Below are 24,376 nucleotides of genomic sequence, written 5' to 3'. Positions count from 1 at the left end.
TAGTAAGTTCCTGTTTCGATGACCTTTTAAATCTGACTATTTTTAAAGTAGTCTTCATTAACAACTAACCGAAACTAACTAAAATTATCACGTTTTCCATAATTACAGCCATTTAACACAACAAATTAAAGTAAAAACAACGGCTTGATATCTTTTAGTTTCTTTTATTTCTTTGTTATCTCAACTACACTCTTAGTATATAAAAAAAGACATCTTTCACTTTTTAAATTTTGTCGGTTCATCAGAACAATTTTTAAAAAATAGTGAAATATTGATGTTTTTTTTCGTTTGTGCTCTTTTTTAAATCATTTTTTTGCTAAATAAACAAAAAAAGAGTAGTAAAAAAGCTTTTAAAAGCTTTTTTACTACTCTTTTATTCTATAAATAATTCTATAAATAATTCTATAAATAACTCTTTTAATAACTCAATCTTCTCGTTAAATAAAAAATACATGTTATCATCTATCTAGCAAGGATTATTTTTAAAAACCATAAACCAAATTTGAATACCGTTAGGATCCATTAGACCAATAATTTTCTTTCCTTTATTGAAATACATCTCCATTGATAATTCTTCCAAATGCTCTTTAATTTTCAAAAGACTTTCGAAAGTCGGAACTTTAAAAGTAATATGATCGACTCCCAAATCATTATCTTCAATCAAATGGGTCGTTCCTGTTGGAGACCAAGCATTCAACGCAATTTGATGATGGTACTCATTTAAAGTTAAATAATGAGCACTTGCAAAATCATCATCCTTTAATTTAAAGCCCAGCATCTTAGTATAGAAATCATAACTTCTATCCAAATTAGCAACGGACAAGTGAATACTACCCAATTTAGTTTCTTTAGGTATCTGATGGTATTCTTCAAATTCTTCATCCATCATGCGATAAACATCTAATTCTTTTGTCACACCATCAATTCGACCATCCAATAATGGCCACTCTTCTTTCGGACGATCCCACGTGAAAGATAGGCGATTACCTTCTGGATCAGTAATATAAATCGCTTCACAATAACCGTGATCACTTTTACCATCAATCGGATAATTAATTTCTAATAAATGGCGAATAAAGCTTGATAACTGTTTTCTTTCAGGAAATACATAAGCAATATGATTTAGACCAATACGGTCATTGCCACCTTCTTGCCCATCTGAAACATAAATTAAACCTAATAATTTTCGTTTTTGACATCCAACTCCCATAATAGCCATGTCATTCTCTTCGTTAATCAGATCAAGACCAATCACACGATGGTAAAATCCAACCATTTTATCTATATCTTTAACTTTAATTGCTATAGATGACAACTGTATTTTAGGATCTAACGAAAAGTTCTCCATATAGTTACTTCCTCCTAATAAAATTCATGATTACAACATCTCGACATATTGTACCATTTTTCCTGAGAACAAACTAACGAAAATTAAGGACTTTAACCTAATTCTATAAAAAAATAATTAAATTGGAGCTGAATTTGAAAACTGACTATTATAAAGATCCGCATAGAAACCTTTTTGTTCCATTAATTCATCATGATTTCCAGTTTCTAAAATATCACCTTGATCCATCACAAGGATTTGATCCGCATCACGTATGGTGGATAGACGATGTGCAACCACAAAACTCGTTCGATTTTGAAGTAAATTTTCCATCGCTTTTTGAATTAAAATTTCAGTTCGAGTATCAACACTTGAAGTAGCTTCATCTAAAATTAACACATCTGGATTTACTAAGAAAGCCCGCGCAATTGTAATTAATTGACGCTGCCCTTGCGAAATATTTGAGGCTTCTTCATTTAAAATTGTTTGATAACCTTCTGGAAGGCGACGAACAAATTCATCCACGTGAGCTGCCTTAGCTGCTCGATAGATATCTTCTTCCGATGCCTCTAAATTACCATAACGAATATTGTCATAAATCGTTCCAGTAAATAACCATGTATCTTGAAGAACCATTGAAAAATTCGAACGTAATTTTTCACGAGTCATGTTACGAATGTCTTGCCCTTCATAATAAATATTACCGCCATCAATATCATAAAATCGTTCTAACAGATTAATCATAGTGGTCTTACCTGCACCAGTTGGACCAACAATCGCTATTTTCTCACCTGATTTAACCTCGAAATTAACTTGTTTCATCAACCGTTTTTCTGGAGTATAACCAAAAGCAACTTCTTTAAAAATAATTTTAGAATCACTTGTGACAATTGGTGCCTCAACAATATCGTCTACCATTTCCAATTCATCTAAAACTTCAAAAATCCGCTCTGCTGAAGCAAGTGTTGCTTGAATTGTATTAACGATACTTGCTAACTGCCCGATTGGTTGAGAAAACTGATTAGTATATTGCATAAAGGCTTGTACATCCCCTAATGGTAATTGTCCATGGGCAACTTGAATCCCCCCTAAGACAGCAACAAAAATATAACCAATATTTTTAATGAAATCCATCAATGGCATAATAACAGTTGAAATAAATTGAGCTTTCCAACTGGCTTGGTAGAGTGTTTCATTTTCTTCCTCAAATTTTTCAATATCACGATCTTCATGATTAAAGCTTTTAGCAACAGTATGTGCTCCATATGTTTCTTCAATTTGATTGTTCAATAATCCCAAACTACGTTGTTGTTTACCAAAAAAGACTTGAGATTTTGGTGCAACAATTAGTGTCACAATCAAACTAAGTGGCACAGTAAGAAGAGCAACGAGTGTCAATTTCCAACTAATGGAAAACATCATGATTAAAATTCCAACCAGCATTACAATACTCGTTAAAAATTGCGTCAAGCTTTGTTGGAGTGTACTGGCAATATTATCCATATCATTAATTGCTCGTGACATAATATCCCCATTTGAGTGTGTATCAAAGTAAGAAATGGGTAACCGATTCATCTTTTCATTAAATTCTTTTCTTAACTGATAAACCGTCCGTTGCGTCACTCGTGTCATAATAAACTGTTGAAAAAAACCAAAAAGAGCGGAAGCTGCGTATAACGCTAAAACGAGCAACAAGATATGCGCTATTTTTTCAAAATTAATTGGAATTTTAGTGACGGCTTCTCCCTGTTCCATCATCCCTTTAGCTTTCATTAAACCGTTAAAAATTTCAGTCGTTGCTTGACCTAATATTTTAGGTGTCCTAATTTGAAAGATTGTTGCAGTAATTGCTAAGATTACTACTATTCCAACAAGATAAAGTTTATCTGACATATAATTTAATAATCTTTTTAACGTTTTTGACATGTTTTTAGGTTTATCTACTTTACCTTTCATTCCTCCAGGTCCTGGTCGTCCTCTCATGCAATTTCCTCCTCTCTCAATTGTGATGCAAGAATCTCTTGATAGGTTTCATTGGTTTCTTTCAACTCTTGATGCGTCCCTTTACCAACCATTACTCCTTCATCCAGTACTAAAATAGTATCAGCCTCAATAACAGTACTAATACGTTGTGCAACAATCACAATCACAGCATCTGTGATATTTTCTTTGATAGCTTGACGGAGAAGGGCATCCGTTTTGAAATCGAGTGCGGAAAAAGAATCGTCAAAGATGTAGATACTTGCTGGTTTTATCAATGCGCGAGCAATACACAATCTTTGTCTTTGCCCTCCAGAAAAGTTACCGCCACCTTGTTCCACTTCACTTTCCAATCCCTCTGGTAAAGTTTCAACAAATTCTTTTGCCTGTGCTATTTCCAATGCATGCCAAATTTCCATATCAGTTGCATCTGGCTTACCATACAACATATTCGACCGAATTGTCCCTGTAAATAAAACCGCCTTTTGAGGAATAAAGCCAATCGTTTCACGTAGCATTTTTTGTTCTGTTTTTGTAACATCAACATTATTGACTTTAATTACCCCAGATTCAATATCAAAAAACCGTGGAATCAAATTAATTAAGGTTGTTTTACCTGCTCCTGTTCCTCCGATGATAGCAACTGTTTCTCCAGCTTGCATGGCAAAATCAACTCCGCATAAAGCTAAATTTTCTGCTCCTTGGTAACGAAATTTAACATTAGAAAAAGATAAATTTCTTTGGTTGCCCATTTCTTCTGACATTTCAGGATCTTTAATCTCATTCTTCATATTTAAAACATCATTAATTCGACGTGCAGAAACCTGAGCTCGAGGGACAAATATAAGAATCATTGTTAACATCATAAAACTCATTAGAATTTGCATCGCATAAGTTGTAAAAGCCATCATATTTCCGACTTGTAAAGTTCCATTAGCAACGGCATGCCCACCAAACCAAATAATTCCTACATTTGTCAAACTAATAATTAAAGTGATAATCGGACTCAGAATGGCTAAAATTGTATTAACCTTAATCGCCGTTTTAGTGTAGTCATGATTAGCTTCATCGAAACGAACTTCCTCAACTTGAGTTTTGTTAAACGCACGAATCACACGAACACCTGTCAATCCTTCTCTAAAAATTAAATTTAAATTATCTGTTTTCTTTTGCAAGCTTTTAAATAATGGGATTGCAAAGAACATCGTTACCCCAATAACAACCAAAAGAATCGGCACAATGACAATAAAAATTTTAGTTAGTTCACGATCACGTTGAAAAGCTAAAATACTTGCACCAATTAACATAATTGGCGCATTAATCAACATTCTCATCATCAACTGAACTAACATTTGAACTTGATTGACATCATTGGTCGTTCTTGTAATTAAAGAAGCGGTCCCAATCGAATCAAATTCAGAATTAGAAGCATATTCCACTTTTTTATAAATAGCCGAACGAAGATTTTTTCCAACTCTCTGAGCTTCTCGTGTGGCTATAAAAGTATTTAGCAAAGAAGCTGATATCCCAACTAAAGAAACGCCTAACATTATTTTTCCTACATCCCAAATATAAGAGATATTACCATTACTTACTCCTTTATCGATAATATTAGAAGTTAGCGTTGGTAAATAAAGATCTGCTCCTACCTGAATACACATAAATAAAACAGCCATAAGCATGGCAGATAGCGATATTCTTTTAATTATTTTTGTCATCTTTTTACTCCTTTCCTTTCATAACACCATATTTTAACCAAGTTAGTTTTGTTTCAAAACTTTTTTTTACTTGGTCAATATCAATTTCCCCTGTTTCTTTTTCTAAACGATACCCTTCATTAATTGTTAAAAACATCATCGTTACAATTAAATGGGCTAATTGTTTCATTTCTGCAAAATCTTTAACTTTTAAATTCTCTAAATTCATTTTTTCAAAGGACCTTGAAAAAGGTTGAGCTGTCTTTCGCTTCTGCTTTAATTCTTTCACTTTATCTTCTGCTAACATTTGGTGAGAGGCTTTAAAATCCATATAGACAATAAAATTTTTATAAAACTTTGCGTGTGCGCCTAAAAAAACCTCTTCTACAAAATAATTAAAAAATAAATAAAATGTTTCAAAAAAATCACCATGAGAAACTTGTAGCATCTCACTATAATAATCTTCTAAATCAAACCGTAATAATAAAATACAATAAAAAAACAAATCTTGTTTATCTTTAAAATATTGATAGAAACTCCCTCTTGGAATATCTGCTATTTTAATGATATTTGAAATCGCAGCATCGTGATAAGCATGTTTTGAAAACTCTTGTTTTGCTGCTGCCATAATTTTATTTTGTTTTTCTTCGTCTAAGCGAAAAAAGGTTTCTGATGGCATTTTTTATCCTCCCTTTTGAACATGTGACATTGTGTCATTATACATGACAACGTGTCATTTATCAATTTTTTTATATTCAAATTTACAATTTATTTAAAAACAAAAGAATACCAATTTATTTCTAAATCACGTATACTTATAATTGAATAAAAAAAGGAGTCGAAAAATGAAGCAAGAAATTTATGATATTACAATCATTGGTGGTGGACCTGCTGGACTATTTGCTGGCTTTTATGCTGGTATGCGTCAGGCAAAAACCAAAATTATAGATAGTTTGCCTGAATTAGGTGGACAACTCGCTTTACTTTATCCCGAAAAGCAGATTTATGATATTGCTGGTTTTCCTAAAATTAAAGCACAAGAACTCGTTGATTCTTTAATTCAACAAATAAAACCTTTTCAGCAGACAATCTGTCTAGGTCAGGATGTTCTACAGTTAGAACAAATAGAAGGTCAGCTCTTCAAATTAACAACCAACAAAGAAATCCATTTTTCTAAAACGGTGATTATCGCAGCAGGTAATGGTTCTTTTCAACCTAGACGTCTCAATATTGAACAAGCGGATACTTTTGAAGGAAAACAACTTCATTATTATGTTAAAAATATGGCTGATTTTAAAAATCAAGATATTGTCATTTGTGGTGGTGGTGATTCTGCTGTTGATTGGGCTTTAATGTTAGAAAGCATCGCTAATTCTGTCACCCTTGTTCATCGTAGACCCCAATTTAGAGCCCACGAGTACAGTTTAGAAAAGTTAAAACAATCGACTGTTGAAATTAAGGCTCCGTACGTCATTGATGACTTAATCGTCGTTGACCATCAATTAAAAAAATTACGATTAAAAAATCCAAAAGAGGATTTAATAGAAACAATCACTCTTGATCATTTAATGGTTAACTACGGCTTTTCTTCTTCCATAGGTCCGATAAAAAAATGGGGCTTAGATTTAAAAGGTTCTTCTATATTAGTCAACTCTGATATGTCGACTTCTCAACCAGGAATATTTGCTATCGGAGATATTGTTAGTTATCCTGGTAAAGTAGAATTAATTGCGACAGGCTTCGGTGAAGCACCAACAGCAGTTAATAATGCCATTCATTGGATTAATCCTAAAGAACGGTTACAACCAATGCATAGTACTAGTCTCTACGAACAATAAAAAAGTAAAGGAAGTGTCCAAATGAATGTCAAACGCCAAACCCTTGAGGAAAGTGCTAAACGTTGTCTTGAAGATCGAGGGGTCACCATGCGAGATATCGCTGAACTCGTTTATTTCTTACAGAAAGATTATTTAGAAGAGTTAACACTTGAAACATGTGAAGAAAATATTGAAGCTGTCCTAAAAAAACGTGAAGTTCAAAATGCCATCTTAACAGGTGTTCAATTAGATATTTTAGCTGAACAAGGTAAGCTGATGCAACCTTTACAAGAAATCATAGATACCGATGAAGGTCTCTATGGTATTGATGAAATCATGGCTTTAGCGATTGTTAACGTATATGGAACGATTGGTTTTACAAACTATGGCTATATTGATAAAGTCAAACCTGGCATTCTGGCTCGCTTAAACTGTCATGGTGATAATAATGTTCACACATTCTTAGATGATATCGTTGGAGCGATAGCAGCAGCAGCAGCAAGCCGCCTTGCCCACTCCATGCCTGAAACAAAATTCGAAATAAAAAAAGATACTACCGATTAAACGGTAATATCTTTTTTTAATTGTCTTTTTCCAAGCCTTATAAAAAGGAAACAAAACAAAATAAATAAAATAAAAAATAAAATAAAACAATGTAAAAAATAATCTTGTGGTAATGCATTGATAATTGGATCAGTTAATGGATCAAACATCCAAGCATCATTATTAAAAAATAGTTCATGGAACCAGATAAAAAACTGATTAAATGCGACCGCCATTGTTGCTACAAGTGATAATAGAACAACTAAAACAGCAGTTAACGGTTTAATCAATGTCCATATTCTTTTTTGACGATACAGTTGACCAATATAATAAAAACTAGGTAAACTTGTTAAGAGTAAAATTAAATAATTCAATTGGAATAAATTTTTAACTTCTTTAAAATGTAACAAGCCATTAACAGAACTTGAAAAATCACTTAACTTTAGCGAGTTTATCCAAAAAAAATTAAGATATTGCATTAATTCATCATAATTTTTCATCAAATTTGAATACGACAAATCAACAATTTTAGTTATCTCGAGAGAATGAACATCGATTACATATAACCAACGCGCATTAATCGTTAGCGTAATCGCGAGAGTCAATAAAAAAAGGAGTAACATCACAAATTGTAAATAGTTTTTTAATTTTACCTTCACTAGATTATCCACTCATCCAGTGAAGAAACCACATGTGTTGGAGCTTCCGGTAATAATGGTACCTGATTTTCTGACGTAAAACCTGTTAAAACCAGTAAGGTATCAATTCCGTTCCTAATCCCAGCTTGAATATCCGTTTCATAATTATCACCAACCATGATCACCTTTTTTTTAGGTAAATCCATAACCTGTAACGCTGATTCCATAATAATTGCTTCTGGTTTTCCTATATATGTTGCATTTACTCGCGTTGCCGTTTCTAATAAACTAATCAAAGAACCCGCTCCCGGCGCTAAACCTTCGCCCGTTGGAATATTCTTATCTGGATTGGTCCCTATAAAAAAAGCTCCATTTTGAATCGCAAAAGTGGCTAATTTTAATTTTTCATATGTTAATTCTGTATCTAAACCAACTACAACATAATCCGGATTTTTTTCTTCCCATACAAATCCAGCCTTTAAAATTCCTTCCTTTAAACCACTCTCACCAATAATATAGACACTATTTCCTTTGTTTAGCTTTTTCATGTAATCAACGGTTGCTAACGTTGCCGTATAGACATGCTCTTTTGAAACATGAATATCAAATGAATCTGCCAAGCGTCTACTCACATCTGATGGTGTTTTTGTTGTATTATTCGTAACAAACATAAATGGAATTTTTTTTGCTTGTAATCGTTCAATGAATGGTTTCGCTGCCGGTATCTTCTCGTTTCCCAAATACATCGTACCATCCAAATCAATTAAATATCCTTGGTATGTCATAATATCCCCCTATTGTTCTCGCTCTCTAATCACAAAACCTTTAGCTTTAGTTTGTACTTTCTTAACCTCTTTTTTTTCTTTTTTATTATCTTTTCGTGGTTGCTCTTTTTTCTTAAAATTAGATTTACGACGCGGTTTTTGATGCTCTTTTTTAGTTTCTTCTACTTGATTTTTAGGTTTTGGTTTCGTTTTTTTTCTTGGTCGACTATTAGATGTGTCACGACCTTTACGATGAAATTCACCGAATTGTTCAATCACAAAATAAGCACAGCCAAAATTACAGTATTCATATAAATAATCTTCCAGATGGCTAATTTTTGAATCAATCGCAGCGTTTCTAAAATCATCTTTAAAAAAACCCTTTAAACGTAATTGATCGTAACCCCAGTCACCAACAATATAATCGTATTTATTTAATATTTCATGATAACGTTCTAACAGTGCTCGATAATCAAACCCTTCTCGATAGTTCTTTACTAATCGATAATGACCATTACCTAATAAAAAATCGGCTGGATCTAACTCTTTAATTAACTGTTCAATTCGAAGTTCTTCTTCTGTTTTTTCAACGACTTCAACTTCTACGTTTTCTATTTCAACTTCAATCGTATTTTTCACTTCTTTTTTTCCCATTTTTTCACCATCCACTATTCTTCAATTCTATTTGCTAACCAATCAGCCACTACTTCTCTTAAAAAACGTGCTGATAAAATTTCTATTTTACCTTGATTAAATTCAGCATAAAAATAAGGTAAGAACGTCAGATGATCAACTGTCACCAACTGATAGTTTTTTTCAAGATCAATTGGTTCGTCTAAGACATTGATTTGCTTCGCACTCACTTGATTGATTCCATGATACCATATTTCACCAAAAACTTTACCTCGAAATTTCATCCCGATAATTTGTTGCTCTTTCAATTTACTTCTTAATTTCTCAATCTTTAAAATAAGAACACTCAAGTCTTTACCTTTTAAGGTCACACGAACCAGATTCATAGGATGAGGTAAACATTGATGTAAATCATAACGACTTACTCTTCCCTCAAGCAATGTTTTCAAAAACAAGCCCGAATTGATTAATGCAATCGCTGTGTGACTCTCATTTAACATTGCTAATAGCGTTTGTTCGATGAGTTCTTTTTCCTTGTATAGTGGTCTTACTAACTCTGTTACTGTTTCTTTTTGCAAGCCATTTTTGCCTCGATTTCTTAACTCTTCTATTTCTTTTTGATCTTCACTTTTTTCAACAATATCAATAACTGGAAAAGTGACGGCTTTTTTAGAAATTAACTGACCCGCCTCTAAACAAAATGTAACTTTACCTAAGTATTCACCGTAACGGCCAGCGGCCGCTAATAAAACTCCCTGTTCCAACTCACCTTGAGGTAAGAGATGATGTGTATGTGACCCTAAAATACAATCAATCTGATTAAATTTTTTGGCTACTTCCCGGTCCATTGGTAACCCTAGATGGGAGAGTACAATTATAATATCAGCAGTTTGCTCCATAACCGGCAACCACTTTTCCAAACACTGAACAGGATCTAAAACTTTCCAACCAAAAGGTTCATACGTCAGCGGCATTGGAGCCGTCAATCCAATAAAACCAAGAGTAGTTCCTCTTTCTGTTTTAAAATAGTGAATAGGTTCTGCCCATATGGGTTGTTTCTTTGTTAATAAATCTTGTAAATTAGCAAGAGTTACTTTAAAATTAGCTTTATCAAACAGATGATTTAGTTGCTGCTTATTATTTGTAATTCCTTCATTGTTTCCAATTGTTACTAAATCATACTTTGCCTGATTTAAAAGTTCTACATTAGCATGACCATTTGTCCATTCGGTCAGTGGTGCTTCTCGATCCATAAAATCACCTAAATCAATTTTAAAGACTGAGGAATCTATCACTTGCTGTTGCTTCAATAAGCGAGATAATCTAGGCCAATTTTCAAAGTGAGAATGTAAATCATTCGTATGAAGTAAATTTATATATTCTTTCATTTTTCAGACGACCCTATCTTTTATTTTCATTCTATCTTTCTATTATAATCGAATTCAATACATAGCAAAAGAGGTGAACTCCTTGTTTTATAAAAATAAAACAATCCAATTAGAAATCACAGCTACTTCTGACGGCATTTCAGAAATTAAATTTACTGCTTCATTACCTGAATTACCGCCATCAACTCCTAACCATCCCCACCTTCTACTACTAAAAAAAGAATTGGATGCTTACTTTTCTGGTCAACTGCAGCAATTTACTGTTCCTTTAGATTTAACCATAGGAACTGATTTTCAAAAAGAAGTTTGGTCAGCTTTAACTAAAATTCCTTATGGTCAAATTGTTACTTATGCTGATATCGCACAAATAATTAAGCGACCATATGCTTACCGAGCGGTTGGACAAGCCAATCGTAAAAACCCACTTCCAATTCTCATTCCTTGTCATCGTGTCTGTGGAAAAAACGGTACGTTAACTGGTTACACGGGAAACTCCGAGAAAGGTTTAACGACTAAGCAATTTTTAATCGATTTAGAAACACAAAACAAAAGATTACAACCTTAAAACAAACAAGGTTGTAATCTTTTTAGTTGATTAAACAATAAACTTATTAATTTCTAAACGTTTCATTTTCTTAGTTTCAATCGCGACAACCACGATTAAAATAAGAATAATCAAAGTTAAAGGAATGACAAGACTCGGAACGACATTTTGTCCTGTTCCGGTTAACCAGCCCATTATCTTAACAAAAATAGAATACATCGCTCCTGTCCAAAATCTAAAACTAAAAATAAGAAGGACAAGTACAGCAAAAACTAGGCTCAGAACACCTAATAATTTAGTTCGTTTCCATGAATAAGTAAGAATTGCAACTAAGTTTGCCAACTGACTAACACAGAATAGAACAAGTGTTAAAAATAAAAGTACTGCTATTAATTCCGCATAGATGGGTAAATTAAATTCTTTTAGATAAATGCTTCGAATACTATCCGAATAATTAATAAACATTAATTTAGGGAATCTAGCGATTAATTGATTGATTCCTTCTATCACAAAACTGCCTGCTAGACATGTTATAAATTGAATCAACATAGTTTGATTTAAAATTTCTTTTCTTGTTACAGAGTGATAACTAAAAAAAGTAATATTTTTGGTTAGATTTAACCATGCCATCACAAAAAGGTATATAAAAAATAAATAACTAACTTGTTCAACTTTAAAATCGATGATTTGAAAATGATTACTAACAAAGCTAAAACCAATTAATAGCAAATATAACAAAATAAAAACTAAGAAAATCCTAACATAATTAAACCATTGATTTTTTAAAACAACTCGATTTCTTTTCATCTACTTACGCCTCACTTTCTTCATTTATCGGTCTAGTAAGGTGTATAAATAACTCTTGTAAATTTAATGAACGTACATTTATATCATAGTCAGTAGCAACATAAACTTCTTCATCAGTTAATCTTGAGCAAACTTGTAAACGACCATTTAAATAAATTTGTCCAATCACATTACGTTGTCTGATAAAATCGCGAACTTCTTTTTCTTCTCCTTCAACCACATAAGCTTGATTAATCAATTCAGAAACAAAATCATCAACAATTACTTGACCATCTTCTACAATAACCACTTTTTCAATCAACGATTCAATTTCATCGATAAAGTGAGTGGATAAGATAATTGTTTTCGGATGACGATGGTAACTTGCTTGCAGATCTTGATAAAGCGAATAACGATGTGTTGCATCTAAAGAAAATGTTGGTTCATCTAGTAAAAGATAATCAGTATCTATACTAAAAGCCAAACAACTTCTAAAAATCATTTGCTTTTGAATCGATAATTGACTAAAGACCTTCTCTTGATTCAGTCCATATTTCTCCAACAAAGATTGGCAAACACTTAACTGAAAACAATCATACGATTGCTTTGTCCACTTAATAATTTGTTTCAATTTTGCTCTTTTAGGATAAATATCATCTTGTGACTGAAAATATATTTTTTTTACAATCTGTGGATTTTCAGCCATATCAATCCCATCAACTTCAAGATAACCATCCGTTGGGTATCTTAAATTTGCTATAATTCGCAATAATGTTGTTTTACCTGAATCATTTTGACCAATCAAACCATAAACTCTCTGTTTATCAATCTCCAAGTTGATATCGTTTAAAATCAATTGTCCATCAACAACTTTTGATAAATCCTTTGCTTGAATTCCCATGTTGGTAATTCCTCTCCTTTTAAAAAATAAAACATCTCACCCTATCATAGGCTACTAATGTTACGATAGAGTAACAGTCTCCTAACAAAAAATAACAAGATAAAATTCTTAAACGATAGTAAATGTCCGATTTTTAAAAATCCACTCTTTTATTCTCCAACAAATTCCAACTTTATCCCTTTAGCAATGGATTTTAAAAGTAATATCTCAGTATCTGTTAGTTCACTTTTTCCAACTAACGTTGTTGAAAAAATAACATCTCCCGTTCTTGCTTTATACATTAATATTTTTTTATCTTTAGAAAATTGTAATGCTTCTTCCATCAAACCTAAATATTTAACAGGTGTTTCTTTATCCCAGTCAATTCCCTCTAATTCATATCCTGAAATTTCACCATAAATTGCTTGTTTACTATCCGCTGCATTTAATTGCAAGGTTAGCTCTGGTTGATCTAAATCTCTAAAAGTTCCCCATAACTCTTCACTTGTAAACTTTCCATCCGAAAGTTGACTGAACTCTTGATTATTAAAACTGATTTTACTTCGACCAATCATTAAATTATTAATAATATCCGTTCTTTTTTTCTTTTTATTAACATCTGCAACAGTCAGTTTAGTCACTTTTTTTTCTTTTGGAAAATTAACAGTATTTTGTTTTTGTGAACAGCCTGTTATTATTAATAAAAAACTCAATAAGAAAAGTAATTTTCTTTTTTCTTTCAAAATGTCACCCTCCTCAATCCCAATCATTAGTATACTATAATTCTTTCAAAAAAACTTCTTGAATTACCAATTTTTAGGACTCCAAAGCGTACCATCTAACTCGCCTTCAGCTAATTCTATTCGTCGATACTGTTCACGAACAATTTTCTTTAACTCTAGGTAAAATGACCAGTCTTGATACGTTTTGCTCTGTTTCATTAATTGATCAATCTCATGCAGTAACCATTCTTCTTGATTCACTTAAAGTTCCTCCTTCATTTCAGCTAAAGAATCTTGCAAGGAAAGTAAATAATCCTGATTTTCTTCAAGTTGGTGAATCACTTGAGCTAGACTATCGGTCTGAATCATTTTATTTTTTTTCTTTAGATTATCAATAAACCATTGTTCCTTTATTTTAAACTGGGGTGAATTTATTTTGGTTAAATATTGTTGATAGTTAATCAAGATTACCTTTTTTTCTTCTTCTGATAAATAGTTAAAATTAGCTAGACTAAAAATAGGCATAAATAACATCTTGGATTTATTTGCTAACGCCTCAAAAGGACGTAATAATTCTGATAATGTAAATTTTTCTTGTCCTCCTGCTTGAAAGGCTTCTTCAGAAACACCTGTGGATACAACAATACCGAGCTCTTTTCCAACTAGATTCTGTTGATATAAAGTGGGGGTCCATAAGTGATCAATCCAAATTTTTAACTCACCAGGGCAACTGTACCAATAGAGTGGAAATTGAAAAATCAATCGATCCGTTTCTCGAATGAGTTGTTGAAGAACTAATACCTCAGTTGCTTTATATTCTGCCAAGCGATAGATTGTGACGGTTTCTAACTCTGAACAGGCTTCTTTAAAAAAAGATTGGGTATTTGATTCATCATAATTTGGATGTGTAACTAAAATTAATGTTTTCATTTCTCTTCTCCTTATTCTCTTATTACATATTTTAGCTTACCTACTACTATTTTTAAAGAAAAAGAAATTAGGACTGTGAAAATTCACAGTCCTAACAATTAACTCATTAGCTTCTTGAAGCATCATCAATTTGTTCAATTGTTTGTCTAAGATACATATCAAATTCAAAATCAGTTTCTTGATAAGCTAAATCTTCAAGTAAGGCTCTTGAAAAACTAGCGATCATCCCATGATTTTCTGCCAATTTTTTATCTGCTTCATCTCGTTTATACCCCCCTGATAACGCGACTACTCGTATAACATTTGGCTGTGCTATTAATTCTTGATAAAAATCAGGAATTGATGGGAGCGTCAATTTCAACATAACTTTCATTTCAGTAGGTAACTCAGATAATTTTTCAAGTAAATATTTTTTTAAAATTATTTCAGATTGTTTTTTATCTTTACTATGGATATCAATTTCTGGTTCAATTGTTGGAATTAATCCTGCTTTAAAAACAGTCTCAGCTAACTTAAACTGTTGATCAACCAATGTCTTAATTCCTACTTCATTTGCACCAAATATAAAAGAACGTTCTTTCGTTCCAAAAATATGATGAGCTTTCGCATCTGCTAATTTTTGATCGATATTTGGGATTTCTTTCATTAATTGAACACCGTTCTGTTCAGGTAGTAGTCCCACATCAATTTTTAAGAACGGTAAAATTTGTTTCTTAGTCCATAAATAATCTGCCGTAAATAAACCTTCCACTTTTCGTTTCATTGTATCCTCAAAGATAATCGCTCCAATGATATGGTCCGAAGAAAATTCTGGACTCATCATAATTCGTTGACGCATATCATGAACAATATTAAACATTTCTTCATCTGTTTGGTAACTATTATCAGGGATCCCATATTGTCTTAATGTTTTCGGCGTACTTCCACCACTCTGATCAAGTGCTGCTATGAAACCTTTACCGGATATCATTTTTTCAATCTTTTGATTATCTGTCATTTTCCTCGCTCCTTTGTTAAGTTACTCACAACGATACGTCATATTATAATATAAAGTAACAAAAAATAAAATGAAAAATTGGAAAAAACGTGAAAGTTTTCAATAAAAAAATCAACGAAGTCATTCATCCCCGTTGATTTCTATATTATTTTTTAATAGCTGTTTCTAAGGCATCCATTGCCAATAATAAACAGCCAGTGATTCCAGCATCATCACCTAAACCACAAGGGACAATGTAATCTTCTAAAAGTGGCGTAGCAACATACTCATTCATTAATTTTTTAAATTCAGCAAAAATTAATGGATAAAGTTGACTCTGTTTCATGACACCACCACCAAATACTATTTTATCTGGGGATACTACTAGTGTATAATCAACCAAGGCTTGTGCCAAGTAATAAGCCTCTATTTCCCATGCTTGATGAGTTTTTTCAAGTTCTTGAGCTTTCTTACCCCAACGCTTTTCAATTGCTGGTCCAGATGCTAGCCCTTCTAAACATGAAGTGTGATATGGGCATAAACCGTCAAATTGATCGTTTGGATGATGTTGAACACTAATATGACCAGCCTCTGGATGTCCAAAGCCATGAATAATTTTACTATCAATTACTATTCCAGCACCAATTCCAGTTCCAACAGTAATATAAATACAACTGTTACTGCCAAATGCAACCCCTTTTTTTATCTCACCATAAGCGGCAGCATTGACATCTGTTGTAAAAGCATAAGCAATATCATACCTTTTTTTCATTTCATCTAAAAATGGGTAATGAGCCCAAGCTAATTTTGGTGTCGAAGTAATCGAACCATAAGTAGCTGATTTAGGATTAACGTCAATCGGACCAAATGAACCAATCCCAATTGAGTCAACCTCATAACGATCAAAAAAAGCATAAACTTCTTTCATTGTTTCCTCAGGTTTGGTTGTAGCAATGCTAACGCGTTCAATAATATTTAAATTTTCATCACTCACTGCACATACAAATTTTGTTCCCCCAGCTTCAATAGCACCAAAAATCATTCAAAAACTCTCCCTTACCTTCAAATTTACACTTATTCTAACATATCAATGGCTATTCGACTAGTTAATTATTCAATAACTTCCAATTACATTCATTAAACGTCATAAACTTCAAAATAGAGTTGACGCATATAATCGATTAAATAAGTTGGGTTTAAAGGCTCTTTCGTGGCATCTAAAATTAATTGACTTGGCTTACGTGAACTGCCATATTGATGAATATGCTGGCTTAACCAATTAAGAATTGGAGAATAATCATCTGAAGCTAAGGTTGCTTCGACATCAAATTCTTTATTCATTGCTTGATACAACTGAGCAGCATACATGTAACCTAAAGCATAAGATGGGAAGTAACCAAAACTACCACCCGACCAATGAACATCTTGTAGAATACCTTCAACATCATTCTCTGGACGGATACCTAAATATTCCTCATATTTGCTATTCCAAATTTCTGGTAATTGCTCTAAATCTAAATCATCATTGAAAATCATTTTTTCAATCTCATAACGAATAATAATATGCAACGGATATGTCAAAGTATCTGCTTGGATTCTGATTAAACTAGATTGTGTTTTCTTCAATCCTTTATAAAAAGTTTCAAAATCAATATCTTTAAAAGTATCCCCCGTAATTTCTTGAAAAACAGGATATTGTTTCTTCCAAAAAGCACGTGAGCTTCCTACAATGATTTCGTTAAATAAAGATTGTGATTCATGTATGCCCATCGATACCCCACCAGCTAATGGTGTATAATCAAAGTGCTCGGAAACATTTTGCTCATACATTCCGTGTCCAGCCTCATGAATAGTACCTAGAGTAGCAACGATAAAATCATCTTCTATCCAATTCGTTGTTATTCGAGCATCGCGACGATTTAAATTTAACATAAAAGGATGAACCGTTTCATCCAAACGACCACGTTTAAAATCATAACCTAACTCTTCAATCACATGAGTCACAAATTTTTCCTGTTGTGCTTGAGAAACATGTCGATTAAGAAAATCTGTTTTAGGTTCCGTTCCTTTTTCAGCCAATGTTTGACGAATAGCAATAATTCCCTCTTTAACTTGACCAAAAACACCATCTAAAATTTCCGTTGTCATCCCTGGTTCATATTGATTTAACAAAACATCATAGTTTGTTTTTTCATTTTTACGCCACAATGGAATAAATTCTTTATTGAAATTGATAATCTCCTGTAAGGTCTGTTTAAAAATTGAAAATTCTTGTTTATTCCTAGATTCAACCCAAATACTATGCGCTTCTGATGTTAAACGAGCATAAGCTTGATAACGTTCTAAAGGTATTTTATTGTTTAAATCATATTCTTCTTTAACCTTTGTAAAGACCTCTTGCCCAAAATCAGATAATTCTTCTGGATGACTTGTAAAGAACGAAATAAAATCAGCCATCGTTTGATTAGTACTCTTGTCAAAAGCTTGTCCTGCGAGATAACTAGACATCTCAGCACGATATCCAGCAGCCATCTCTGGCATCCCAGTTTGACTATCCCATTCTGCTAAGCCAACTGCTTCTCGAAGAAGTCCTATTTCTTTTAAATAAGCTAAAAACTTTTGTTCTTTCGTCATAATTAGTCTTCCTTTCTCGGTTGGCGTGGAGGACGTTTGCCCCAATATTGGAATAAATCAGTTCTCAATGCACCATTATATAATTTTCTTTTTTTAGTAGCTCTTGAACCATAATGGCTTTCAAAAGTTAAATCACTAGTTAAAATATACTTACTCCAAGTATCTAATGGTTTGTATGTCTTACCCATTTCTTTATACAAACGTTGAACTGCTTCCTCTTCACCTAGTCGTTCCCCATAAGGTGGATTCGCAACAATTACGCCATATTCTTTGGTTGTATTAAAATCTGTCAAATTCATTTGCTTAAATGTTATTGAATCACCTAAACCAGCTTGTTCAGCATTAGCTTTAGCAATCGCAATCATTTTAGGATCAATATCTGTCCCCGTTATGTCCAGCTCACAGTCATAATCTGCTTGTTCTTTTGCTTCAGCCCGTAAGGTTGTAGCGATTGACTTATCAAACCATGACCATGTTTCTATTAAAAACTGACGATTGTAACCTGGTGCTAAGTTACGCCCAATCATAGCAGCTTCAATACAAAACGTTCCTGAACCACAAACTGGATCATAAAACGGACGATCTTTACGCCATGTTGTCAATTTAATAATCGCGGCAGCCATGTTTTCTTTCAAAGGCGCACCACCTTTATCTAAGCGATAGCCACGTTTAAATAAACTAGAACCTGTTGTATCTAGTGTTAACGTCACTTTATCTTTCAAAAGAGCCACTTCAATTGGAAATTTTGCTCCTGTTTCTGGCAAACGTCCATAACGAGAATAATGCTCACTTAAGCGATTAACAATCGCTTTCTTAGTGATTGCTTGACAGTCAGGAACACTATACAAAGTAGACTTAATTGATTTACCTGCGACTGGAAATTCAGCATCCATTGGCAATAAGTCTTCCCATGGAATTGCTTTTGTTTGTTCAAATAAATCTTCAAAAGTAGTTGCTTCAAACTCACCAACAATAATTTTAATTCGGTCTGCTGTTCTTAACCATAAATTCGCTTTAATAATCGTTGACATATCACCAAAAAAGATGGCCTTACCATTTTCAACCTCGCACTCTATTCCTAAATCGCGTAATTCTTTACCGACTAACGCTTCGATACCACTAGCTGCTGTTGCTACTAACTTGAATTGTTTCATTTAAATTATCCTTTACTTGATTATTAGTATAAAAATTTTATTAATTTTACGTATTTTAAAAGGGGCTGTGACAAAACAAATAGTTTGCCACAACCCCTATCCTGATTTCTATAGTTTTCTATAAGCCATGTTCTGTCTTGATATTTCTCAGGGAAAAATACCAAGGATAATTATCTGTCTACAGAAATTTTTCTGTCCCTTCTCGTCGTTCAAGTTTCTTGAGAAAGGTGCCCCTACCATAAGTTTGGGTTGCTCGCTCGAGGGGTTTACCCGTTCCACTGATTTTATTTCTAAAATCACTTCGTCACTGTGGCACTTTTCAAGACTACTCTAGCATGACCCCGAAAGGCTTTAGCTATTTTGCCTGCCGTTAATTTGAATAATCAAACTACCTTAACTTATTTTTTCGTTAAGCACGAACACTACAAACATCTCAGTCTGTGCGAGCATGGACTTTCCTCAACATCATTTAAGAATGATGCCGCAATTATCCGAAAACTATAAGGAATATTTCCATTTTACTCGATTAAAAGCGTTTTGTCATCTCTAAATCGTCTTGATCTTCTAAAACTTTTTTTGCTGCTTCATTTAAAGTCGTACGAGCCTTACGACTCACTTCAGATTCTACCGCAATTCCTTCTTCTAATTTGCTACCAAAAACATGTTTTTCTAAATTTGACAAACGTTTTAAAATATCAAAATTAGTAATCGCGCTTGATTTTGGTGTTTCTTGTTTCATTCTTGATAATGTTGCTTGATTTTGTGTTAATTGATCTACTTTGTTTACCAAACGTTGATTTTCTTCCTTTAAATTAATGATATCTTGATTGTACTGCTCATAATCTTTGATAACGTTATCTAAAAACTCATCAACTTCTACTGGATCGTATCCACGCATTTTGCTTTTAAATTCTTTTTGTAAAATATCTTTTGCAGAGTATGTTAATTTAGCCAATGATTACACCCATCCTTTAAATGTCATTTTTTATACTCGAGTTTCAAGAAACTCACATATTTCCCTACCTTATACTATAATCATTTTTTGAACAGTTGACAATGTTTTTATTCAAAATAGCCTAAAAAGCGTAAAATTACTCTTAAAAAAGAAAGTTTTTCCTTAATTCCTTTTCATTGTAATTCAAGTTTTGCTATAATGTGCCATAGGAGTGTGATTCATCTGACTATTAATTATCCTAAAGGTAGTAAGTTACAAGCGTTAACTTCTTTCGATGATAAAAATTTCAAAAAAAAATCGTATGCCAATCGTGGTATGTCTTTCGAAGAAGAAATTAATCAAAGTAATCTATATTATCTGACAAAAGAAAAAGCAGTTATCCACAAAAAACCAACCCCTATTCAAATTGTAAAAGTTCATTATCCTAAACGCAGTGCTGCGATGATTACCGAAGCCTACTTTAAAGAATCTTCTACAACTGATTATAATGGTATTTATCGTGGACGTTATATTGATTTTGAAGCAAAAGAAACAAAAAACAAAACATCTTTTCCTTTAAATAATTTTCATGAACATCAAATTAGTCATATGAAATTATGCTTAAAACAGGGAGGAATTATTTTTATTCTCATTCGTTTTTCCTCACTTCAAGAAATTTTTTATCTACCTGCTGAAGTTGTTATCGATTTTTGGGACAATCAAGAAAACGGCAAAAGAAAATCAATTCCCTATCAAACTATAAAAGAACGCGGCTTCTTGATTGAAACCAGCCTTTTTCCACAAATCCCCTATTTAGAAGTAATAGATAAATTTATTTTAAAAGGAGACTCTGAATTATGAAAAAGCAACATCCAAATAAAAAAGGTGATAAAAAAAGAAATAAAGTCACCATTATTTTAGTGACTTTACTTACTTTAATTTTCGTCCCATTAATCATTGGTACAGGTGTTTTTATGTATTTCATTAAAGATACACCTGAACTTGTATATTCAAAATTAGAAGACACACAATCTTCTAATTTATTCGATGTCAACAATCAATTTTTCATGACTATTGGTGTGAAAAAAAGAGAAACAATCCCACCAAACCAAATCCCACCCGTTTTAAAAGACGCTATTCTTTCAATTGAAGATCGCCGTTTTGAAAAACATATAGGTGTCGACCCTATCAGAATAACTGGCGCTGCTATTTCTAACTTAAAAGGCAACCACACACAAGGAGGAAGTACTTTAACTCAACAGTTAATCAAACTATCTTATTTTTCAACCAAACAAGAAGATCAAACCTATAAAAGAAAAGCACAAGAAGCTTGGCTATCGATTAAATTAGAAAAAAATAAATCAAAAGATGAAATCTTAACCTATTACATTAATCGTGTCTATATGGCAAATGGTCTATACGGTATGAAAACAGCTGCAAAAGACTATTATAACAAAGATTTTGATAAATTAAATCTCTCTCAGTACGCATTACTTGCTGGAATACCGCAAGCTCCAAATGACTATGATCCCTATGTTCATCCAGATAACGCTAAAAAAAGACGTGATTTAGTTTTAAAAGAAATGTTAGAAAATAAAAAAATATCAGATGCTCAATACAATGAAGCCATCGCCGTCCCTATTGATGATGGATTAGTTCCTCTGAAAAATAAAAATACGGACAAACAAATGATTGCTGATAACTACATCAATGAAGTGATCAAAGAAGTTAAAGAACGAACAAAAAAAGATATCTACACGGATGGTTTAGATATTTATACTAATATTGATATGGAAGCTCAAACGTATCTCTATAACTTAGTCAATAATGATTCTTCAGCTATTAATTTTCCGGATAATAAATTCCAAACGGCCGCTACCTTGATTGATGTTAAGACAGGATATGTTCGAGCTGAAATTGGTGGGAGAAAATCCGAAAAACCTGGACAACTTGAACTCAATCGAGCCGTTGAAAGTAAACGAGACATTGGCTCAACTTCCAAACCGCTCGTTGCTTACGGTCCACTAATTGAAGAAGCCAACTATGGTTCCGGTCAAATTTTTGTCGATGAGCCTTACAACTATAAAAGTAGTAACAAACCTGTTTATAACTATGATAAAGCTTATCGTGGCGGATTAACCATGCGTGAATCACTAGTAGATTCACGAAATATCCCAGCATTAAAAGCACTCGATGAAGCCGGAACGGATAAAGCAAAAGAATTTATTTCTAATTTAGGTTTAAAAAATGACGTTTATGAATCGACTGCAATTAGTATGCAAGCTTCCACTGAACAATTGGCTGCTGCTTATACACCTTTTGCTAATGGTGGCGTTTATTACCGTCCTTCTTACATCAATAAAGTCGTTTATGCTGATGGCACTGAGGAAAAATTTGAACCTGAAGGTAAGCGAGCAATGAAAGAATCTACCGCTTATATTATTACCGATATGTTGAAAGATGTTATCAATCGCGGGACAGGTTCACCTGCGGGCGTTCCTGGTTTAATTCAAGCTGGGAAAACAGGAACTTCTAACTATTCTGATGATGATGTTAATAAAATCAAAGGTTTTGGTAGTCCTGACATTACTTTTGTTGGGTATACGCCTAAGTATTCTTTAGCTGTCTGGACTGGCTATGATGAATACTTCCAAGCGATTCCTGTCTACAATCAGCAATTAGCAATGGATATTTATCGTAACTTTATGACCTATCTTTACCAAAGTAAAAACTTAGAAATAACCGATTGGAAGCTTCCGAATAATATCATTAAAATTGGGAACGAAGTCTATATTAAAGGACATACCAATCAATATACGCCCAAAACTTATTATTATGAAAGTTCCGAAGAAGATTTTTATACAAAACCTTCTTCGAGAGCCGTGGAGCCTCCTAAATCAGCCTCTTCAGAATCTGTAGAAGAAAAAGAGCCTGAGAAACAGGAACCAGAAGAAAGCACACCAGCCTCTAGTCAGCCTTCTAATAATAATAATAACGAAGCGACTGCTCCAAATGACAGTGGAGAAACCCCTCCTAAAAAAGAATAAAAAAGAATAAAAACGTGTAATGGAAACGAACCTTTACACGTTTTTTTATTTTCCCTCTTGACTCTTACCTTACGTGATAGAATAAAGTAAATTCAAGGACTAGAAAGGAGAAGATATGTTTAAAATTGGTGAATTTTCTAAGTTAGCTCATACGACAATACGGACTCTTTATTACTATGAGCAAAAAGGACTCTTGCTACCTGAAAAAATTGATCAACGTACAAATTATCGTTACTATACTGCGCAGCAATTAACCAAAATGAATACTATTAAATCATTACAACAAATCGGTTTTTCATTGGAAATGATCAAAGATATTTTAAACCATGATACTTTAGATTCTTTGGATGATTACTATGAATTAAGACAAGATGAATTAAGAGAGGAAATCAAAAAAATGAAACAAAAACAACAACTCGTTAAAGGGCTTCAACACAAGGCGCAAGAAGGCTACTACTTAGAAAAATATCCTGTCACACTAACTGAAATACCAGAACGTCAAGTCATTAGCTTACGTAAAAAAATAAAATCTTATGACGAAGAAACTTTACTCTGGAATGAACTTTATGACTATGGTGCGCAACAAAAAGTTATCTACACCCAGCCACCTTTTGGAATGACTCTTTTCCATGATACTGAATTTAAAAATAATGATATTGATGTGGAAGTTCAAACTAATGTCAGCGGTGATTATAAAAACTTAGGAAATCTCACTTTCTATACTGCACCTGCTTTTAAAATGGCCTCTGTTACCTTTAGTGGTAGCTATGAACAAATGCCTCAAGTCACTGAAGCGATTGCTTTATGGATTGAAATGAATAACTACCAAACCAATGGATTGATGATTAATATTCCAATAGTCTCACCTGCCCAAGAAAATAAGCCTGATCACTGGGTTACACAAGCTGGTTTTTGTCTTATAGATTAATAAAAAAGAACTCTACTTTAGAAAGAAACAACTCCCTTTGTCAAGTTGACATGG

Annotated in this window: 24 protein-coding genes and 1 other RNA gene; 6 read left to right on the top strand and 19 right to left on the bottom strand. The window is 33.0% G+C overall.

Annotated features, from left to right (window positions below; genetic code table 11):
* Positions 1-466 precede the first annotated feature (466 nt).
* The 4 genes from ACTJFD_RS05745 to ACTJFD_RS05730 all read right to left on the bottom strand — a co-directional run bounded on the left by ACTJFD_RS05745 (position 467) and on the right by ACTJFD_RS05730 (position 5,683).
* A complete protein-coding gene (locus ACTJFD_RS05745) occupies positions 467-1,348 on the bottom strand; it encodes a VOC family protein (RefSeq protein ID WP_442260261.1) in 882 nt (293 codons plus the stop codon).
* Positions 1,349-1,465: 117 nt separating this feature from the next.
* The gene (locus ACTJFD_RS05740; protein ID WP_442260259.1) at positions 1,466-3,310 is read right to left on the bottom strand and encodes an ABC transporter ATP-binding protein; all 1,845 of its coding nucleotides are present in this window, start codon (positions 3,308-3,310) and stop codon (positions 1,466-1,468) included.
* Positions 3,307-5,025, bottom strand: a complete 1,719-nt coding sequence (locus ACTJFD_RS05735) for an ABC transporter ATP-binding protein (protein ID WP_442260257.1) — start codon at positions 5,023-5,025, stop codon at positions 3,307-3,309. Before ACTJFD_RS05735 ends, ACTJFD_RS05740 begins: the two co-directional genes overlap by 4 nt.
* 4 nt (positions 5,026-5,029) lie before the next feature.
* Positions 5,030-5,683 (bottom strand): TetR/AcrR family transcriptional regulator, encoded by a 654-nt coding sequence (locus ACTJFD_RS05730; protein WP_442260255.1) that lies wholly within the window; start codon positions 5,681-5,683, stop codon positions 5,030-5,032.
* A gap of 166 nt (positions 5,684-5,849) precedes the next feature.
* On the opposite strand from ACTJFD_RS05730, the gene ACTJFD_RS05725 reads away from it, so the two are divergent.
* Positions 5,850-6,842 carry an NAD(P)/FAD-dependent oxidoreductase gene (locus ACTJFD_RS05725; RefSeq protein ID WP_442260254.1) on the top strand — a complete coding sequence of 331 codons (993 nt, stop codon included), beginning with the start codon at positions 5,850-5,852 and terminating at the stop codon, positions 6,840-6,842.
* Positions 6,843-6,863: 21 nt separating this feature from the next.
* Positions 6,864-7,385 (top strand): phosphatidylglycerophosphatase A family protein, encoded by a 522-nt coding sequence (locus ACTJFD_RS05720; protein WP_442260252.1) that lies wholly within the window; start codon positions 6,864-6,866, stop codon positions 7,383-7,385.
* Here ACTJFD_RS05720 and ACTJFD_RS05715 read toward each other — a convergent pair.
* The 4 genes from ACTJFD_RS05715 to ACTJFD_RS05700 are packed head-to-tail and all read right to left on the bottom strand — an operon-like array spanning position 7,382 to position 10,787.
* Positions 7,382-8,023, bottom strand: coding sequence for a TIGR01906 family membrane protein (locus ACTJFD_RS05715; RefSeq protein WP_442260250.1), 642 nt, complete (start codon positions 8,021-8,023; stop codon positions 7,382-7,384). The genes ACTJFD_RS05720 and ACTJFD_RS05715 overlap by 4 nt on opposite strands.
* Positions 8,023-8,787, bottom strand: coding sequence for a TIGR01457 family HAD-type hydrolase (locus tag ACTJFD_RS05710; RefSeq protein WP_442260248.1), 765 nt, complete (start codon positions 8,785-8,787; stop codon positions 8,023-8,025). Before ACTJFD_RS05710 ends, ACTJFD_RS05715 begins: the two co-directional genes overlap by 1 nt.
* Positions 8,788-8,796: 9 nt before the next feature.
* Entirely contained in the window at positions 8,797-9,420 is a 624-nt protein-coding gene (locus tag ACTJFD_RS05705; RefSeq protein WP_442260246.1) for a YutD family protein, read from the bottom strand.
* A gap of 14 nt (positions 9,421-9,434) precedes the next feature.
* Positions 9,435-10,787 carry a bifunctional metallophosphatase/5'-nucleotidase gene (locus ACTJFD_RS05700; RefSeq protein ID WP_442260244.1) on the bottom strand — a complete coding sequence of 451 codons (1,353 nt, stop codon included), beginning with the start codon at positions 10,785-10,787 and terminating at the stop codon, positions 9,435-9,437.
* A gap of 82 nt (positions 10,788-10,869) precedes the next feature.
* Between ACTJFD_RS05700 and ACTJFD_RS05695 the strand changes: the two genes are divergently transcribed.
* Positions 10,870-11,352 carry a methylated-DNA--[protein]-cysteine S-methyltransferase gene (locus ACTJFD_RS05695; RefSeq protein WP_442260242.1) on the top strand — a complete coding sequence of 161 codons (483 nt, stop codon included), beginning with the start codon at positions 10,870-10,872 and terminating at the stop codon, positions 11,350-11,352.
* 30 nt (positions 11,353-11,382) lie between these two features.
* Here the strand turns inward: ACTJFD_RS05695 and ACTJFD_RS05690 are convergent, their stop codons facing one another.
* The 11 genes from ACTJFD_RS05690 to gpsB all read right to left on the bottom strand — a co-directional run bounded on the left by ACTJFD_RS05690 (position 11,383) and on the right by gpsB (position 20,368).
* Complete coding sequence (locus tag ACTJFD_RS05690; protein ID WP_442260240.1) at positions 11,383-12,138, bottom strand: hypothetical protein; 756 nt, start codon at positions 12,136-12,138, stop codon at positions 11,383-11,385.
* Positions 12,139-12,142: 4 nt separating this feature from the next.
* On the bottom strand, positions 12,143-13,018 hold the full coding sequence (locus tag ACTJFD_RS05685; protein WP_442260238.1) for an ATP-binding cassette domain-containing protein: 876 nt from the start codon (positions 13,016-13,018) through the stop codon (positions 12,143-12,145).
* Between the two features lie 149 nt (positions 13,019-13,167).
* Positions 13,168-13,740, bottom strand: coding sequence for a hypothetical protein (locus ACTJFD_RS05680; RefSeq protein WP_442260236.1), 573 nt, complete (start codon positions 13,738-13,740; stop codon positions 13,168-13,170).
* A 63-nt stretch (positions 13,741-13,803) separates the two neighbouring features.
* Positions 13,804-13,980, bottom strand: coding sequence for a hypothetical protein (locus ACTJFD_RS05675; protein WP_442260234.1), 177 nt, complete (start codon positions 13,978-13,980; stop codon positions 13,804-13,806).
* Positions 13,981-14,649, bottom strand: coding sequence for an NAD(P)H-dependent oxidoreductase (locus ACTJFD_RS05670; RefSeq protein WP_442260232.1), 669 nt, complete (start codon positions 14,647-14,649; stop codon positions 13,981-13,983).
* 106 nt (positions 14,650-14,755) lie between these two features.
* On the bottom strand, positions 14,756-15,646 hold the full coding sequence (locus tag ACTJFD_RS05665; RefSeq protein ID WP_442260231.1) for a fructose bisphosphate aldolase: 891 nt from the start codon (positions 15,644-15,646) through the stop codon (positions 14,756-14,758).
* 145 nt (positions 15,647-15,791) lie between these two features.
* Positions 15,792-16,667, bottom strand: a complete 876-nt coding sequence (locus ACTJFD_RS05660; protein WP_442260229.1) for an ROK family protein — start codon at positions 16,665-16,667, stop codon at positions 15,792-15,794.
* Between the two features lie 95 nt (positions 16,668-16,762).
* On the bottom strand, positions 16,763-18,259 hold the full coding sequence (locus ACTJFD_RS05655; RefSeq protein WP_442260227.1) for a carboxypeptidase M32: 1,497 nt from the start codon (positions 18,257-18,259) through the stop codon (positions 16,763-16,765).
* Positions 18,260-18,261: 2 nt separating this feature from the next.
* Positions 18,262-19,413 (bottom strand): THUMP domain-containing class I SAM-dependent RNA methyltransferase, encoded by a 1,152-nt coding sequence (locus ACTJFD_RS05650; RefSeq protein ID WP_442260225.1) that lies wholly within the window; start codon positions 19,411-19,413, stop codon positions 18,262-18,264.
* 116 nt (positions 19,414-19,529) lie between these two features.
* An RNA gene (gene rnpB / locus ACTJFD_RS05645) (RNase P RNA component class B) lies at positions 19,530-19,912 on the bottom strand.
* A gap of 27 nt (positions 19,913-19,939) precedes the next feature.
* On the bottom strand, positions 19,940-20,368 hold the full coding sequence (gene gpsB, locus ACTJFD_RS05640; RefSeq protein ID WP_442260223.1) for a cell division regulator GpsB: 429 nt from the start codon (positions 20,366-20,368) through the stop codon (positions 19,940-19,942).
* A 222-nt stretch (positions 20,369-20,590) separates the two neighbouring features.
* On the opposite strand from gpsB, the gene recU reads away from it, so the two are divergent.
* The 3 genes from recU to ACTJFD_RS05625 all read left to right on the top strand — a co-directional run bounded on the left by recU (position 20,591) and on the right by ACTJFD_RS05625 (position 24,322).
* Positions 20,591-21,208, top strand: coding sequence for a Holliday junction resolvase RecU (recU, locus tag ACTJFD_RS05635; RefSeq protein WP_442260325.1), 618 nt, complete (start codon positions 20,591-20,593; stop codon positions 21,206-21,208).
* Entirely contained in the window at positions 21,205-23,394 is a 2,190-nt protein-coding gene (locus ACTJFD_RS05630) for a PBP1A family penicillin-binding protein (RefSeq protein WP_442260221.1), read from the top strand. Before recU ends, ACTJFD_RS05630 begins: the two co-directional genes overlap by 4 nt.
* Positions 23,395-23,509: 115 nt before the next feature.
* Positions 23,510-24,322, top strand: a complete 813-nt coding sequence (locus tag ACTJFD_RS05625) for a MerR family transcriptional regulator (RefSeq protein ID WP_442260219.1) — start codon at positions 23,510-23,512, stop codon at positions 24,320-24,322.
* The last annotated feature ends 54 nt before the right edge of the window (positions 24,323-24,376 follow it).

This window comes from Vagococcus sp., from assembly GCF_052102835.1.
In the GTDB taxonomy this organism is placed as follows: domain Bacteria; phylum Bacillota; class Bacilli; order Lactobacillales; family Vagococcaceae; genus Vagococcus.
This window is presented reverse-complemented; position numbering and strand designations above follow the sequence as displayed.